This is a genomic window from Pseudomonas sp. Ant30-3 (assembly GCF_000690905.1).
Taxonomy (GTDB): Bacteria; Pseudomonadota; Gammaproteobacteria; order Pseudomonadales; family Pseudomonadaceae; genus Aquipseudomonas.
The window spans coordinates 33,053-47,326 of record NZ_JMCL01000057.1; the positions used below are offsets into that span (position 1 = coordinate 33,053).

Here is a 14,274-nt window from a genome sequence, read left to right on the forward strand (position 1 = left end):
CCTGGCAGTGTTCCTGCTGGGCCTTAGCGCAAGCTCAGGCCGTCGAACCCAAGCCGCAATGAGAGCTGATCGGCAACCGAAGCGCCGATCTTGCTGGCAAAGCGATCCAGGGGATTCTGTTTGCGGGTGAAATCAACGATCTTGCTCACACCTACGACTTCACGAGCCACGTAGTCAGAATCACCAAGGCGATCAACCAGCCCCAGTCCCACCGCTTGCTCGCCCGTCCATATCAGCCCCGAGTACAGGTCGGGATTCTCCTTGGCTTTCAGACGATCTCCCCGACCAGCCTCTACCGAGCGAATGAATTGGTTGTGGGTTGTTTTGAGAACCCCTTCCCAGAACTTCCTCTCCTCAGGATTTTGAGGCTGGAATTGATCCAGGAAAGCCTTGTGTTCCCCGGAGGTATAGGCGCGGCGTTCGACCCCAAGCTTTTGCATGAGCTCAACGTAACCGAAGCTCGCCGCGGTGACACCGATCGATCCGACCAAACTTGCCTTGTCCGCAAATATCTCATCGGCTGCGCTGGCGATGTAATAGCCACCGGAGGCACCCAGATCTGTGATGACGGCATAAACCTTCGTGTCTGGATGCAGTGCACGCAAGCGACGAACTTCATCGTAAACATGGCCCGCCTGCACGGGACTTCCGCCTGGGCTGTTGATTTCCAAAATCACAGCTTTCGTATTCTCATTTTCAAAGGCCTTGCCGAGGCTGCGTTTCAGGTTCTCAGCGCTCGCTTCCTCCCCATCCGCAATCACTCCCCTCACCTTGATTTTTGCTGTTACCGGCACATCGGCCCCAACGCCATCAAGGTCTGCCCTTCCGCCGACCACAAAAGCAGTCACGACGATCCCAAGAGTCGCGAGACGGAAAAAATTCTTCCAGCGACGTGCTGCACGCTGCTCTTTGATGCTTGCTTGCAGCGTTCGCTCCAAGACTTCGAGGCTTTGATCCATGGGATTTCCGTCAGAAAATTTATACACGGCTATTAAACACTGCGGAGAAGCAATCCTGAACAGGCAACGGGAACTTGGGATTCTCGGCGGTCGTGAGAGAAGGAGGCGGATCACTTATACGGAGAACCATTTATGCAGGTCGTCACGCCCCAAGCCCGGAATCGGGCTGGACTTACTCTCAACCTGGTCATTGGAGTTATCGGCTCACCGCAAGCGCTTTCTCGGCTGAAAGCCAAGCTCGAATTAGCCGTTGAGGACGCTTTGCAAGGGCTCTCACAAGAGGCCAGCCATGAGCTTGGAATTGAGATTGGTCGCTGGAACATCGAAACGTCCACCTCCCAACCAGAAGGCGACGGGTCGGCATCGAGCGGGCCACCCCCTGGTCATTCGGTAGAACAGCTGGAAGCCCCCCCGAAGCCCGCATCCGAGGCCTCCCTGAAGGCAGGATTATGCCTATGAGCGCCACATCCGCCGTGACACAAAACTTCGAGCACGAGCGCTTTGTGGTGCGGGATATCTCTGACCAGTATGAGGCTCCGACCTTTGACCTGATTTTCCGAGACCAGGAGCACGGAGTTGAGCGTTGCTCCGACAGCGTGTGGAGTTCGCACGAGCAAGCCTCGGTAGCAGCGGAGGCACTGGAAAAGGCGGATCGCCGTCCAGTTCACTGGGGTGTGTTGAAGAGCCTCTAAACGGAGACCCATAGAACTCAGGCGACCATTTGTGTCGCCTTTTTTCGCGCTGTCAGCCCCCGTGACTCAATCAGCCAGGTAGCCGGCAGTATCGAGGCGACTTGGGTATTTCAGGCATGCCTATAGCGTGGCCAATGCAACGCGGCCGAAACCGAGGAGAAAAACACCGCAAACCACAAACAGCTTAGCCCGCTTTCAGGCGATAAAACCGCCTGAAATCGGGACATTCCTCAGTCAGTACCTAACAAACTATCCGGCGACCAACCACCAAGGATCATCAGTATGCAATTCAACAATTTCTCATCCTCCTCCAAATCTCCCCTGGCTCTCGGCTTGATTGCCGTTTCGGCCGTTATTGGCGTGGGTCTGCTGCTGGGTTCGTTTTACACCGTCGACGAGAAAGAGCGCGCAGTAGTCCTGCGCAACGGTGCCTTTATGGAGGTGGCAGATCCAGGCCTGCATTGGAAAATCCCCTTCATCGACAGCGCCAAAGCGATCTCGATACAGAACAACGCCACCAAGTGGGACGGCTTGCAGGCGTACAGCCGTGACCAGCAGGCTGCAACGCTGTCGGTCTCGGTCAGCTGGCACGTGCCGGCAGGTGAGGTCGCGGATGTCTACAAGAGCTACGCCGATCTGGACGGCCTGCTGACAAGGGCGATCAGCCGCCATGTCCCGACACAGGTAGAAAACGTCTTCGGTCAGTACACCGCCGTCAACGCCGTACAGCAACGCGGCAAGCTGGTTGCCGATATCGCCACCGCAATCAAGGGCGCAATCAGTGGACCGGTGGTGATCGACAGTGTGCAAGTCGAGAACATCGACTTCAGTGACGCCTACGAGAAGTCGATCGAAGAACGCATGCGCGCTGAGGTTGCCGTGAAGACTCGTGAGCAGCAACTGGCCACTGAGCAGATCCAGGCGCGGATTGTCGTCACCCAGGCCCAGGCTACCGCGGATTCGGCACTGGCCGCCGCACGTGCCGAAGCGGAAAGCATCCAGCTGCGCGGCGAAGCGGAAGCAAAAGCCATCGACGCCCGCGCCCGCGCCCTGGGCAGCAACCCCGGCCTGGTCGAGCTTACCAAAGCCGAGCGCTGGAACGGCGTGCTGCCTACCACGGTACTTCCAGGCGGAACCCTGCCGTTCATCGACGCCAAGAAGTAATCCATCCTTCCACACTAGAAGCCCGCAGCCCTGACCAGCTCGCGGGCTTTTTCATTGAAAAAGGGATCTATCAATCCAGTAGTCATGCCGATGGCAACGGAGAGACAAATGCACCGAACCATACCCAGCTGCATCTTTTTATCGCGCAGCGACGCTGAAGCACACGCGCCAGGCCCCGACTGGCACCTGTTATCGATATCTGATGGCCTTGAAGATCAGGCCTGCATCGACGAAGCACGGTGGAAGAGCGTGAGCTACCACCACTTCATTGATGCTGGCTTTGACGAAGAAGTCATCGAGATATACGGGCCAGATTTTGAGCGGAATTACGTCGACTACCTGCTCAGCAGCAAGGCTGACGTGCTGCGGGAGCGCATCCGAGAAATTGCAGATCAAGGGGAAAATATCGCCGTCAATTGCCAGGCCGGGCGATCCCGGAGTGCCGCGGTAGCTTTGTATATCAGCAAACATCATGGGTACCAGCTGCATAAGCCGACCCCAGACGCAAACCAGTGCGTCTACCGGATGTTGGCCAACGATGTTCACCTGATGGCAGCCTACCGTGCGGCAAGAACACCAGTGGAACCAGAAGCGCCAAAGCGAAGCCTTCTTTCGGCGATCAAATCGCTGTTCTCCTGAGAGAGCAGAAGACCGCAGCGAGTCATGGTAAATTAGGCCCTGGGCAGCTTCATGGTAGAAGCTATGCTCCCAAGGCACTCCTCCCCCTCCTGTCTCGTCTGTGGTGCCGCTGAAGCTGCTCGTTTTATTACCAAAGCCCGCCAGGCTTAACCTCGGCGGGCTTTTCTTTGAGCAACGCACTGTCGCTCAACCAGCCATTGGGTTTTCGGCTAGCCGCAGTACGCTCATAGCTGAATCTTTTGTCACCCACATGCAGTCAAGGAACGGATCATGAATGTTGAAACAACGCGAGCGGCTTACATCGAAGAACGCCGGCAGACAGAGGCCGAGAGCAAGGCCCGTGCCGCCGAAAAGCTCAAAAATCACCAGTACACCTGCCTGGTGAAGCAGCCCGACGTTGAGGTCTGGCGTTGCAAGGCCGAGAGCACCACCGCCTATGCCTTCGATATCATGATGACCCGGTTCGGAATCGCCGTTGTCGGCGATATCGGCGACCTGACGTTCAGTGTCGGCCTGGGCTATGGCATATCGTTCCTTGCGGGTGATGACGTCACCTACTACCTGCACACCAAGCTCAACGAGTCCCACAAAAAGCAGGTATTCAGCACAACCCTGTTCCGCCAGGTACTGGTGTCGAGCATCTGCCGGGAACTGCACGACAACTGCTCCGAGGAAATTTGGGACGCCCTGCCAGCCTGGGCGCAGGATGCGGACCTGGTTCGTGGTGAGCATTGGGGGGAGTTCCGCGCCCTGACCGTGACCAACCGCCGCGATCTGGAGAATGGCGATGATCGCTGGATGCACTGGGACGACCTCTTTGACCTCGCTGAGAACATCGGTTTCACCGAAGAGGCGCACCAGTTCATGCGCGACAATGCCGAGGTCCTGTGCCTCGGCGAAGAGTGGTACGAGCACCGGATAACGAAGACCTGCGACAGCCTTTATGCTCAGCTCTACATGATCAACCACGCGGCCAAGGCGATCATGGCTCAGGCCGATCAAGCCGCTGCTTGAGGGAAAACAAGATGCTTAGGCACTCACCTTCAGATGTACCTCGCTTGATTGACGGGGAGTCACCGAAACTCATCGCGTTGACTGCCACCTACGGCCTGCACGTCCTCAAGGTCACTGACTACAACTGTATTGATGAGGGTGACGAGCCAAACTGGAGCACGGCATGTAGTGACGGCTGGAGCGTTGAACGGACTGACATCATCTGGTGGGCGTATGCGGATGAAGTCCGCGAGCTTCTGGAATCAACCCCCAACAACTGATCACGGAAACCGCCCAGGTACGCCCAAGCCCAGCCATGCTGGGCCGAGGCAGTAGGAGCAGGGCCACTTTCGGCCCTCATGATCGAGCAGGAAAAACATGGATCGCGCAAAGCCAGATTATCAAGAGGTGTTCTCCCGCGTACTTCAATCGGCTGACTGGGGAGAGCGGGCCACAACTATGTTTGCCGGTGCCCAGGATCAATTGCCGGTGTTCGGTCAATACGTGCGGACTGGCCCAGGCCCTGCACCCCTGGTGAATCAGGTTGGTTACGTTGTGCAGATCCGCCGTCGCCAAGGCATTTTCGGGTCTGATATTTACCTGCTGCGGCACTGCAACGGTGAACTGGTGCAGCACGCCAATAACATGTACCTACCGTTGACCCCTGAAGAGATTGAGGCGGTGCTGCCGTGCTTTGGCGATGTGACCCCCAGCGCCGAAGGTGAGAACCCGGTCTACGGTCTTGGCGACCCAAGCACCCGTACAGCTGGGTTTCTGATCGACCCACCCGAAGGGTTTGAAATGCGCGGTGGCGAGGGGGCACGGATGCGGATGACCACCATCGGCGCCGATGGCAGCAAGACCCTCACTGACACCGTTTTTCTGTAGGAAATCGACATGAGCATCAGTGGAGCAATTTTTTTCTCAGCATTTCTCGCTGTTTTTTTTGGATGGCTCAGCTCGCAAGCTGCATCTTTCTGGAAGCTGTGGCTCGGGTTCTTTGTGGTGACTGATGGCCTGACGTGGTTCATCTACGTGTGTTCAGTCATGGCCGATCAATAGTAACTGTTCGAGGAAAACGCGGCGGATCTGCCGACCAGATACACCCCAAGCCCAGCCCTAAAAAGCTGGGCCGAGGACGTAGACGAGGACGCCACATTGCGTACTCCCCAAACAGGACGGTCAGTATGTTTTCAGGTAACAAGGCAATCGCATTTTGGTTCGCGGCTATGGTGATGCAACTGGTTGTTTCAACCGGAGTGAACGACTGGGTTGGCCGGGTAGCGGTATTAATCGGGGCCACATTCTCTGCCTGGCTTTTCATGGATGGTTTTATGGCTGCTATGCGACCTGTAAAGCAATACGAATTCAAGGAGGCCAACCAGCCTTTGAAAACGGGCACCAACAAACCCACGGTGGGTTGAGGGGAAACCCATGGGTCTGCCGACGCTAGCTGAAGTGCGGTCGAACAGCGCCCACGGCAACCAGGAAAATACCGTGCATGAATAACTTCAAAGATCACCAGCAAAAAATTGTGAAGATATTTCCGATTATAGCTCTAGCAGCCCTAGTCGCTTGGGGCTGTTGGGCAGTTAAGGAGATGATCCATGGTCGAACGTTAAAAAGTTACCGGTTGGCCGGGGAGTTACTGATATCAAATAATCACTTCGTCAAAACGACCACGGACGAGTTTTCAGTCGTAGGCGATGATTTTGTGTTCGATTCTGGACGCACTGAGAGGGTCGAGCTTCGAACTTTTAGGGATGGCACTCAGCAACTATGTCTTTTGCCATTTAACGAGCTTTATTCCGAGCAATGCCGCTACATTTCAACCAAGGCCGACAGCGACGGAATATAGGAAAATATGACATGTCGATCACCAATGCTCCGCTTGTTCTGTACGTGTATCGCTGCACCGTGTGCGGCCAAGCAGGCAAGTTGCATCTGCCTGAATCATCGCCCGAAGTGACTACGGCCTGCTCCGCGTGCGGTGCCGAAGTCCTGGCCGAATGGGATGGCGGCGTAGAGCTGGTCACCGATCAACCCGAGTAACGGAAAAGTTCATGATCTTCACCGTTCGTTCGAAACAGGTTGAAATCAGGGCTGCGAAGCGCTTCCGGCTGCTACCAGGTGGCGACTTCTCCGCACCAGGTCACGCACTGATGAATTGGCTGGGTGTGGTGGTTTTCATCAAGCCAGCCCCCCCGAAGATGGATGCATAGGAAAAAGCCCAGCCCTAAACGAGTTGGGCCGAGGCAGCGCGGCTTGGCCACCAGCTCGTTGCTGGCCGGGCCGTTTCTCCCCACCACTGGATTGAGGTTGGGCTCTTCCGGATCGACTACCGCGCCCGGATGTGGCACGGCACCGATCCTGAAATTCCCCACGGCGTTTTTCCTCTGGATGGGAGGCTTTCAGCCCAATACACCGGCATCAGAGTGCAAATTGATCCCCTGCCCCTTCTGTCTATGAAATTCTGATCATGCCGCCATTTGGCATCGGCTCTCCCGAGACTCGTTGAGTCCGGTTGGGATTCCCACCTCATGCAGTAACCTGAAGGCATCTTCTGGAAAGCTCGGATCGCCTTATGTCTTACACCACCTCCACCATCAACGAACTGTTTCGTCTACGCGACAAGGTAGGCCTCTCAACAGCTTCGGGCTTTAAGGCCCGTGTGCGCTTCGTGCAGCTAGCCTATCGCCACAACCTCGTGCGTGAGATCACCAGCTATCACTTGTGGGATCGGGGGTTTGAAGGACTGGGCGAGCGTACTTTCGATACCTGTTTCGAGATGGGAGACAGTCCCGAAGTTATCGCAGAACTGATCCGTGACGCCCGCGCCCATGGCTACGCCGGAAACATAGAGATGGAAGTGGGTAATCCCGACTGCTTTGCCCGTTGGTGCGGATACGCAGACCGACAGCAAGAGCTTGCGTTTTGAGGACTAGCACCAACAGCAATCCCAGCACGGCTCGCCGGGCTTTTTGTTGGCTTGGTATATCGCGTAATGGAAATAGCCTGAAAGCATCTCCCCCTCTGACAACAAGGAGTTGCCTCATGCAGTCCCCTACACTCAAGTCGAGCTATTTGCCGGAATACCTTGCATGGGTCATGTTCCTAGCCGGGGTGGCCAATGCCACGCTGATCTGGTCTGGGGTGTTCGAAGCCGCGCCTCAGGCCTTCCTGCTGCTTTTTGGCGGGCTTTTTGGCAACACTGGCATCGCCCTCCTAGGCTTCCTCATGTTGACCACCTGGTGCACTCTGGGATGGCTGCTTGCCGCACTCACCCGCTGGCTGCCCCGGCCTTGATACTCAAATGCAAATTGCATCGGTTGTCCCAGCACTCGTTCGCACGGGATGCGTGGCGCTGTGGCATCATGCAGCCTGGCAGCGATCCAGCTTTAAGGACGATTGATGGCTATTAATTTTGAACCCAAGATAGGGCAGATCTTGGAATGCAATTACGGCGATTATCAGTACGATGAAAACGGCGTCATAGTTTTCAAGAACTATGACTATCGCTTGAAGCCCGAAATGATAAAAAACCGCTTGGTTGTTGTGCTCAACGCGCGCATCGACCCAAATGCCTGCATTGTCGTGCCGCTATCGACAACAAAGGACATGGGCAAACTCAGCCGCGGGCTACACGTCGAGCTGGGGAGCGACCTGATTGACGAGCTACCGTACTTCAAGCAACAGACCAGGTGGGCCAAAGCGGACCTCGTTGAGCAGGTCAGCAAACAGCGCCTATTCAAGCCCAGGGCGATGCGTGGTCATCTTGAGCAGGTGCTATCGCGAGAGGTCGTTACCCTGATTCAGACAGCAGTGATTAAGGCCGTTAACGCCGGTGGATTGCTGAAATAGCCTAGGTCAAATGCTTACTGAATAGTTGACATAAGTGTCAGCTGACCCTATTATTTCCCACGTAGCCCTTGAGGCACTTGAGTTTTATCCCCCTAGAGGGACCTGCAAAGCCCGGTTAATCACCGGGCTTTTGCCTTTCTGAGATTCCCTCTCTCCTTCTCTACCCCCTTCCTTCAGAGCTTGCCGCTGGGCGTCACATCCCAACCAGGCAGCATCGGCTTTCTCCAACCGCACATCCTACGCTTATCAGGTAGCCACCAGCATTCCATCCCACCTGCTATGCGCTTGGGTTGTGCCTGGCAAATGGGATAATCGGAGCCTAGATTGCACTCGACCGCTCTGAAAAGGAACCCTATTCATGCGTACCCTGGTACTGCCGCTCAAAGGCGAGTATTTCGACGCAATCAAGGCCGGGATCAAGCCGGAAGAATTCCGAGCTGCCACGCCCTATTGGCGACGGCGTTTGGATGGACAGAGCTTCGACCAGATTGAGCTGACACGGGGCTATCCGAAGCGCGGAGACGACGCACGAAGACTTGTGTTGCCCTGGAAGGGCTATCGCTTGACGACGATCGTTCATCCACACTTCGGCGCAGATCCAGTCGAGGTTTTCGCCATTGATGTTTCGCGCTAAGGATGCGGTTCAGTGAATCCGATCAAGCAGCATTTCCGACTGAAAAAACCCTGTGCGAATTGCCCTTTCCTCAAGGAAGGAGCCATTCCGCTAAGCCGCGGGCGCTTGGAGGGGATTATTTCTACCCTGATCGAGGATGATCAATCTACTTTCCAGTGCCACAAGACCGTGCATTCAAAACGGGGTGGCAACTGGGACGATGAGGGGAACTATGAACCCTCGGGGCACGAGTCGATGTGCGCTGGAGCTGCGGCTTATCTCATGAAGAAAGGCAGACCGACCGTGGGTATGCGGTTCGCTTTTGCCACCGGCGATGCTTCCCCCAACGACTGGGATTCAGTGCGAGAGATCGTGATCGACTGACTTCTTGGGTTCTCATCACTTCGGGTTAGGTTCGTCCTAACGTTCCCGATAGCAGCTGATGAGCACCATGGCTAAATCAAGACACGCAAACGCAAAGACCGAATCCTCGAGCCCGGCAGAACACCGTAAAAACCTCATTCGCCTGCTCAACGCAAACAGCCATCGCCATCACTTGTGGGATGTGTTTGCGGACTTCTGCGAAATGGGCGCGCTAGCGATGAGCAACAGCGTGGACCTGGCCCAGCGTAATGAGCGTGAAAAACGCTACATGAGCGTCATTAAGAAGTATGAGCCGAGCGAGGTGCATCGGTTTCCCCAGATGCTCGCTGAACTCACCATGGCAATGGAATATGGGCCTGACGATGTGCTTGGCCAGGTATTCGGCGAGTTGGAGCTGGGGAACAGCTCAAGAGGACAGTTTTTCACCCCTTACCCAGTCTGCAAGCTCATGGCCTCACAACTCTTTGGGGATGGTGCAGATCTGCGCAAGCGACTAGATGAGCGAGGTTTTATAACGGTCAACGAACCAGCATCCGGTGCGGGAGCTATGGTGATCGCGATCGCCGAAGCGTTGGGAGACAAAGGCTTCAACTACCAGCGCTGCCTCCATGTGACTGCGCAGGATGTCGACTCCCGCGCAGTTCATATGACCTACCTCCAGCTCAGCCTTCTGCACATTCCCGCAATTCTGATCCTCGGTAACACGCTGGCGCTGGAAGAACGGGAGCTGTGGTACACGCCGGCACACATTATGGGTCTATGGCGCGCCAGGCTAACGCGCCACCAGACCATGGCCAGCGAGATCACCAATCCTCCAGACGAAAATACTACGCCCGTCCTGTTCCGGGACTTGGCCACTCTCACTGCCCCCCCCGCAACCAGTGGCCAACAAATCGCACTGTTCTGATGAGTATTGCTGGCGGAAATATCTCCGACACACCGGAGGAAGATACAACGCCCTGCTCCCGCCCAGGGCAGTAAATGCATCAACTTGAGTTGGCATTTTCTCCCGCGCTGGCATGCTTATTCCTCAAACATCATTGGAGCTCCATCTATGCGCAAGCTGTTTATCTACACCCTCTTTGGCCTCTCGTTGGCCGGCTGCGACTCGTCGCGAGATTCGGGGGGCGCAGTCGGTACCGGTGCTGTCGAACACGAGCGCACTTTGCACTACAGCAAGGCAGAAGACGGCTCGACCGTGATTCAAGCTACTCGCATCACAAACGGCCAGCGAGCAGTCGATACGGCAGCCGGGGAGGACGCGGTGCAAAGCAGGGGGGGATTCATGAATCAGGTCGCCTTCAAAGACTGTGGCCGTGTGAACTTTGCCAGAACGGGGCCTGGTGAGGGCGTTGTTCAAGGCATCCACACCGGGCGCGGAATGACTGCTAAATGCAAAATCCGAAACTGGGATGGTCAGTGGCATATTGTTGAAAGCAAATAACCGAAGCGAACACAAAGGAGCAATCATGGAAATTGTTACAATCAAAAATATTAAAGAACTAGGTGATTCGCAGAAAGAAGAAATCTTGCGGATGGCCTATCGCTATAGCCAGGATTTGGTCAACCGACCAATAAGCACTACCCACCCAATGTTCGGCGTAGTTCGTGCGTGGATGCTCACTGATATCCAACTTCAACTAGACCCAGCAATTAGCCTGATGATCAATTCAGAATTAGTAATCGCTGTAAATTCCGCATCAACTATTATAGGTTTTATGACCCTCACCCGTGCTAACGACTCCGCAACTGCTTGTGGCATCAATTATATTTGCGTCGATTCAGCCCACCGCAATCAGGGAATTATGACTGCGATGATTGCCAGCCTAAAACCACGCTTCACCGACATAGCGCTGAGCTGCTTTCCAAAACTCGTAGAGGCGTATGAAAAGATCGGATTCGTAATGTGCGAGGCCCAAGGGTCTCAAGTCGCTATGCGAATTGGCGGTTCCTACAATATGAACGTCATAGACCCGAACTTCCTGAACAGACAAAGTGCGGTTTCTCAAGAAGCTCAACGCTTGATTAGCGAACTTGGCGGGGATCGGGCTGTTGCTATCAACGATGAGTATGACGCTGAAACAAAGCGAATATCTCAAGAGGTTGCGTACTTCGTTGAGCAACGCAAGAACCCTTTATCTATCTAGGCGCTATCCGTTCCGAAAATGGTCTGTATGCCAACAATTACAGCGTATCGCGAGCCTATTATGATGCCAAAATTCCCTCATCTTTCTGCAATTCATGCCCCGGTCAGCGTGAGCGCCAATGGCTATTACGCGAAGTATGGAGCAAATATTTTTGGGCGTGATTTCGTGGTTGGCGATATTCATGGTGAATTCAGCAAGCTATCGAAACTGTTATCTTCGGTAGGATTTGACGAATATGCAGACAGACTATTTTCGGTAGGTGATTTAGTTGATAGAGGGCCAGAATCACACCAAGTTGATGAGTGGTTGAAGAAGCCTTGGTTCAAGTCTGTTATGGGGAATCATGACTACTGGTGTGTTGAAGGCGGACTAGATACCGAACCAGTTGGACATCGGAAGTACGGTGGAGAATGGTTTTATTCCCTTACCTCTGACGAGCAGAAGTCCATAGGGCTTTCTTTACATGGTCTACCCATCGCTATTCAGGTCGAAGGCCGCAACGGCGAAAAGTTTGGAATTGTTCATGCTGAATGCACATGCCTAAGTTGGTCGCGCTTCGAAGAGGCTCTGACAGGTGAGTTAGGCGACTCTTATAGGAACTACCATGCCACGGAAGCAATGTGGCGTAGGTCTCGACATGCAAATCAAACAACCATCCCCGTTGCTGGTATCGACAGGATCTTTGTAGGCCACACGAAAGTCGCTGCCGTCCTTGATTTAGGGAATGTTCGATATATTGATACTGGTGGTGTTTTTGAAAACGGGCTATTGACCATAGTTGAAATTGGCGGCTCAGAAGCCATCCATTCAATCTGATCAGGCGACAACCCGGCCGAGGATTCAGGCCTGCTGCCGGGTGGGCGACTCCCCCTCTCCTCTCCTCTCCTCTCCCCTACCTCACCTGGTCCAGGTACTCATGCTCTCGTCGGTCCGCCTCCTCTGCTTCCTGGAAGGGTCATTCTGCTCGATAGCAACTGTGGGCTATGGTGTGGGATGTAATATTTGGGTTTTCTGGAATTCCTTATAGGTTCTGGCCTGTAGCCGTTTTGTATGGGGATACCTTATCCTCCTACATTGCGGCGAGATCTGGCGCGATTTCAGTATCAGCGCCTGCGAACAAACGAGCCGCGAGGAATCCGTAGTGAAAAACCATGATTCGAATGAGCACGCTCAAAACGAGCCTATTTCAGGTGAGATTTACCACGTCACGCCAACCCATAATCTTGACTCCATCTTCCGTGACGGTTTACGGCCGCAGATTGGACCTCGCTCCGCTCTACTCGGTGAGGCCAAGGAAATGGTCTATTTCTTTGGGTCGATGCTGGCAGTTGAAGACGCACTCAGTAACTGGCTGGGTGAAGCGCTCGATGACGAGCCTGGAGCGATTTCCGTTCTCGCCGTCGATCGCTCCGGTTTACACCTCGTTTCAGATGGTGGGTACGAGCTTGCGTGCCCTCACCTCATTCGGCCGGAGAACATTTCTCTCGCTTTTCAGGATGACGTGCCGGCAGATGAAAAGAGCGGCCCGGAGACCGGGGGTACCTCATGAGCAAACTAACCCCTAAGTTCGTCAAGGATGTCGACCAGCCCGGCTCCTACCAGGACGGCCGAGGGTTGATTCTTCGTGTATCAGCTACCCTGCGGAAAAGCTGGGTCTTTCGCTATATGCTGGCGAAACAACGGCACGACCTTGCCCTGGGGACATTCCCTGCTTTGAGCCTCAGAGACGCAAGACTGGAGGCTGACAAGTACCGACTCGATATCGCCCGTGGCGTCGATCCAGTCGCTGAGCGCGTGAAGGCCAAAGCTGCCAAAGCCTCGCGAGCCACAACGAGCCACACATTTCGGGCGTCGGCAGAAAGGTACATCCGCACGCATTCATCAAGCTGGTCTAAGAAACATCACCAGCAATGGCAAAATTCACTCACGAAGCATGTCTACCCTGCCATAGGCGGATTTCGGATAGCCGAGGTCGACACGGACGATATCCTGGATGTGCTGACGCCGATCTGGAGCAAGATCCCCGTCACGGCGAACCGCGTCCGGAATCGCATAGAGCTCGTGCTCGATGCAGCGAAGGCACTGAAGCTTCGGCAAGGTGAAAACCCCGCACGGTGGCGTGGTCATCTCGACAAGCTCTTGCCCAAGCAATCGCATACGGTAGTCCCCTTCCCGTCTCCGACACCTTTACGCACTGCCGAGCTGTTGGCCAGGCTCGATTCCCTGGATGGGTCAGCAGCTCGTGCTGTTGAATTCGCAATTCTGACTGCGACCCGTAACCAAGAGGTGAGCGGGGCCCAGTGGCCGGAAATAGATTGGGAGGAGAAAATCTGGTACATCCCAGCAGAACGCATGAAAGCGGGCAAGGCTCATCGGGTACCCCTTACGGAGCAAATGCTCGAGGTGCTACGGCAGCAGGTCGGAAAGCATGACAAATGGATATTTCTCAACTCCTGGCGAACAGGCCCTATTCCCGGCAATGCCATGGCAAGGGTGCTCGATCAGCTCCAGGTCGATGGCGTCGTACCGCATGGGTTCAGATCTACTTTTCGGACGTGGGCCGCAGAAGAAACCGATCACCAGCGAGAGGTTTGCGAAATGGCTCTCGCGCATACCCTCAACAGTAAGGTTGAAGCAGCATATAACCGAGGTGACTTGCTGGATAAGCGTCGCGCCCTGATGAAGGATTGGGGGGACTTTCTTGTCGCCAACGCTCCTCAGGTGCAAGGTGAGGTATCGGATCTGGTTTCGGAGCTTGCCCCTGATGCTGGGTCAGATCTGGCCAAGGTTCTGCCGGCCGCTTGACCACCGAGGTGAGGGCG

At 55.0% G+C, this 14,274-nt stretch carries 22 protein-coding genes; 21 read left to right on the plus strand and 1 reads right to left on the minus strand.

Translation table 11 applies throughout. The features are described 5' to 3' along the window. Positions 1-23: 23 nt before the first annotated feature. On the minus strand, positions 24-959 hold the full coding sequence (gene sppA, locus DU29_RS0114540; RefSeq protein WP_011077946.1) for a signal peptide peptidase SppA: 936 nt from the start codon (positions 957-959) through the stop codon (positions 24-26). 455 nt (positions 960-1,414) lie between these two features. On the opposite strand from sppA, the gene DU29_RS0114550 reads away from it, so the two are divergent. The 21 genes from DU29_RS0114550 (at position 1,415) to DU29_RS0114655 (ending at position 14,257) form a co-directional block, all read left to right on the plus strand. Next, entirely contained in the window at positions 1,415-1,651 is a 237-nt protein-coding gene (locus tag DU29_RS0114550) for a hypothetical protein (protein WP_016502335.1), read from the plus strand. A 282-nt stretch (positions 1,652-1,933) separates the two neighbouring features. After that, the gene (locus DU29_RS0114555; protein WP_011077945.1) at positions 1,934-2,815 is read left to right on the plus strand and encodes a prohibitin family protein; all 882 of its coding nucleotides are present in this window, start codon (positions 1,934-1,936) and stop codon (positions 2,813-2,815) included. A 108-nt stretch (positions 2,816-2,923) separates the two neighbouring features. Further along, positions 2,924-3,454 carry a dual specificity protein phosphatase family protein gene (locus tag DU29_RS0114560; RefSeq protein WP_011077944.1) on the plus strand — a complete coding sequence of 177 codons (531 nt, stop codon included), beginning with the start codon at positions 2,924-2,926 and terminating at the stop codon, positions 3,452-3,454. A gap of 270 nt (positions 3,455-3,724) precedes the next feature. Next, on the plus strand, positions 3,725-4,468 hold the full coding sequence (locus tag DU29_RS0114565; protein WP_011077943.1) for a hypothetical protein: 744 nt from the start codon (positions 3,725-3,727) through the stop codon (positions 4,466-4,468). 357 nt (positions 4,469-4,825) lie between these two features. Next, positions 4,826-5,335, plus strand: coding sequence for a hypothetical protein (locus DU29_RS01000000129970; protein ID WP_011077941.1), 510 nt, complete (start codon positions 4,826-4,828; stop codon positions 5,333-5,335). Positions 5,336-5,344: 9 nt separating this feature from the next. Then, complete coding sequence (locus DU29_RS1000000132845) at positions 5,345-5,509, plus strand: hypothetical protein (RefSeq protein ID WP_158491055.1); 165 nt, start codon at positions 5,345-5,347, stop codon at positions 5,507-5,509. A 125-nt stretch (positions 5,510-5,634) separates the two neighbouring features. After that, positions 5,635-5,871 (plus strand): hypothetical protein, encoded by a 237-nt coding sequence (locus DU29_RS0114585; protein WP_016502333.1) that lies wholly within the window; start codon positions 5,635-5,637, stop codon positions 5,869-5,871. A gap of 77 nt (positions 5,872-5,948) precedes the next feature. After that, entirely contained in the window at positions 5,949-6,305 is a 357-nt protein-coding gene (locus DU29_RS0114590; RefSeq protein WP_033050531.1) for a hypothetical protein, read from the plus strand. Positions 6,306-6,316: 11 nt separating this feature from the next. Continuing rightward, positions 6,317-6,499, plus strand: coding sequence for a hypothetical protein (locus tag DU29_RS0114595; protein ID WP_016502332.1), 183 nt, complete (start codon positions 6,317-6,319; stop codon positions 6,497-6,499). Positions 6,500-6,510: 11 nt separating this feature from the next. Then, positions 6,511-6,669, plus strand: coding sequence for a hypothetical protein (locus DU29_RS1000000133000; RefSeq protein ID WP_020190238.1), 159 nt, complete (start codon positions 6,511-6,513; stop codon positions 6,667-6,669). A gap of 362 nt (positions 6,670-7,031) precedes the next feature. Beyond that, a complete protein-coding gene (locus tag DU29_RS0114605; RefSeq protein WP_011077937.1) occupies positions 7,032-7,385 on the plus strand; it encodes a hypothetical protein in 354 nt (117 codons plus the stop codon). Between the two features lie 116 nt (positions 7,386-7,501). Then, positions 7,502-7,753 carry a hypothetical protein gene (locus DU29_RS1000000132365; RefSeq protein WP_028622361.1) on the plus strand — a complete coding sequence of 84 codons (252 nt, stop codon included), beginning with the start codon at positions 7,502-7,504 and terminating at the stop codon, positions 7,751-7,753. A gap of 105 nt (positions 7,754-7,858) precedes the next feature. Next, the gene (locus DU29_RS0114615; RefSeq protein WP_011077935.1) at positions 7,859-8,308 is read left to right on the plus strand and encodes a type II toxin-antitoxin system PemK/MazF family toxin; all 450 of its coding nucleotides are present in this window, start codon (positions 7,859-7,861) and stop codon (positions 8,306-8,308) included. Positions 8,309-8,666: 358 nt separating this feature from the next. Next, the gene (locus tag DU29_RS0114620; RefSeq protein ID WP_011077934.1) at positions 8,667-8,942 is read left to right on the plus strand and encodes a hypothetical protein; all 276 of its coding nucleotides are present in this window, start codon (positions 8,667-8,669) and stop codon (positions 8,940-8,942) included. Positions 8,943-8,954: 12 nt separating this feature from the next. Continuing rightward, positions 8,955-9,305: a hypothetical protein gene (locus tag DU29_RS0114625; protein ID WP_011077933.1), complete on the plus strand. Its 351-nt coding sequence runs from the start codon at positions 8,955-8,957 to the stop codon at positions 9,303-9,305. A gap of 58 nt (positions 9,306-9,363) precedes the next feature. Continuing rightward, on the plus strand, positions 9,364-10,212 hold the full coding sequence (locus DU29_RS0114630; protein WP_236645614.1) for an N-6 DNA methylase: 849 nt from the start codon (positions 9,364-9,366) through the stop codon (positions 10,210-10,212). Positions 10,213-10,359: 147 nt separating this feature from the next. Continuing rightward, a complete protein-coding gene (locus DU29_RS0114635) occupies positions 10,360-10,749 on the plus strand; it encodes a hypothetical protein (RefSeq protein WP_011077931.1) in 390 nt (129 codons plus the stop codon). Between the two features lie 25 nt (positions 10,750-10,774). Further along, positions 10,775-11,452, plus strand: coding sequence for a GNAT family N-acetyltransferase (locus tag DU29_RS0114640; RefSeq protein ID WP_016502329.1), 678 nt, complete (start codon positions 10,775-10,777; stop codon positions 11,450-11,452). Positions 11,453-11,512: 60 nt separating this feature from the next. Then, positions 11,513-12,268 (plus strand): serine/threonine protein phosphatase, encoded by a 756-nt coding sequence (locus DU29_RS0114645; RefSeq protein WP_177326962.1) that lies wholly within the window; start codon positions 11,513-11,515, stop codon positions 12,266-12,268. A 325-nt stretch (positions 12,269-12,593) separates the two neighbouring features. Then, positions 12,594-13,001, plus strand: coding sequence for a hypothetical protein (locus DU29_RS0114650; protein ID WP_011117396.1), 408 nt, complete (start codon positions 12,594-12,596; stop codon positions 12,999-13,001). Further along, positions 12,998-14,257 carry a tyrosine-type recombinase/integrase gene (locus DU29_RS0114655; protein ID WP_028622363.1) on the plus strand — a complete coding sequence of 420 codons (1,260 nt, stop codon included), beginning with the start codon at positions 12,998-13,000 and terminating at the stop codon, positions 14,255-14,257. Before DU29_RS0114650 ends, DU29_RS0114655 begins: the two co-directional genes overlap by 4 nt. The last annotated feature ends 17 nt before the right edge of the window (positions 14,258-14,274 follow it).